Origin of the sequence: Halorubrum tibetense (assembly GCF_042661865.1) — an archaeon.
GTDB classification, from domain to species: domain Archaea; phylum Halobacteriota; class Halobacteria; order Halobacteriales; family Haloferacaceae; genus Halorubrum; species Halorubrum tibetense.
In genome coordinates, this window is the sequence record NZ_JBHSWW010000501.1 from 1 (window position 1) to 1,027 (window position 1,027).

1 protein-coding gene is annotated in these 1,027 nt (G+C 43.4%); it reads left to right on the forward strand.

Annotated features, from left to right (window positions below; genetic code table 11):
• A partial coding sequence (locus ACFQEU_RS16510; RefSeq protein WP_379783917.1) for a hypothetical protein occupies window positions 1–1,027 on the forward strand: 1,027 nt, incomplete at both ends.

Below are 1,027 nucleotides of genomic sequence, written 5' to 3' on the forward strand. Positions count from 1 at the left end.
ACAACAACCTCGAAAGCCCAATGAAGATTCAGCGCATCGCCTACCCTTGGTTTGGTAGTATCTTATTGCTCGCCATGGCCAGCTATTTATTCATCGGCAACAGTAAACTGACCCTTTCTCTTGTCCAATCTGCACCACAATTATTCACAGCTCAGGTGGAATTGATTATCCTAGGTGTGGTACTTCTAGTGTGGCTATTAGATTTAAGGCTCTTCTACAACCGAAGGGAAAATTACATCAAAAACTCCCAAGCACTCAAGGCACAGCTTAACGACTTAATCGAAAACAAACGCCAATTGCAACGCAAAGCCCACACCTATTCCAATCAAACTGAAAAGCTCAAAGCCTTCATCGGTGACCGGCTGCTTGAATATATTGAATACGACGAGAAATTTTTACATTTCAAAGGCATAGCGGCAGAAGTTAGGCACAACGGCATCATTTGTTACGATAAAATTTTAGGTGCTCTACACGCTGCTGCCGCCGCTGATACAGAAAATCCGAATTACCCTGAGGCGCTTACTAGCCTTAGTTACTTGTGGGATTTATTAGATTTATCTACGGCCGATAATATCGCCTTGCACATTAACAATCACATTTGTGAGTGCGAAGAGTACTACTATCAAATTCAACTTCAGAAACAACACCCCAATACACAAGCCGAACCTATCCCCTACACCCCAACATTTCTTGCCCACAACGCATTGTTAAGGGCTATTTTACCCTTGATGAAAATGCGCGAAGAAGCCGTCATCAGCGAAAATGCTGAATTTCTCTTTCATACACAAGCAGACAGCCAGTTTCAACTATACATCAGTAAAGAATGCGAGCTGCTCGGCAATGAAAATCACATTGTGTTAGTGATCGAAAATTTAGTAAAAAACGCACTCTATTACACCAACGAGGGCAACACTGACTCAACTGCTGGCCTGCAAAAGAGCAAAGCCTACAACAAAGTGTCACTATCGCTCACCCGCGATGCGCAAAGCCTGCAGATTGTCGTTTATAACCATGGGCCTCATGTTGC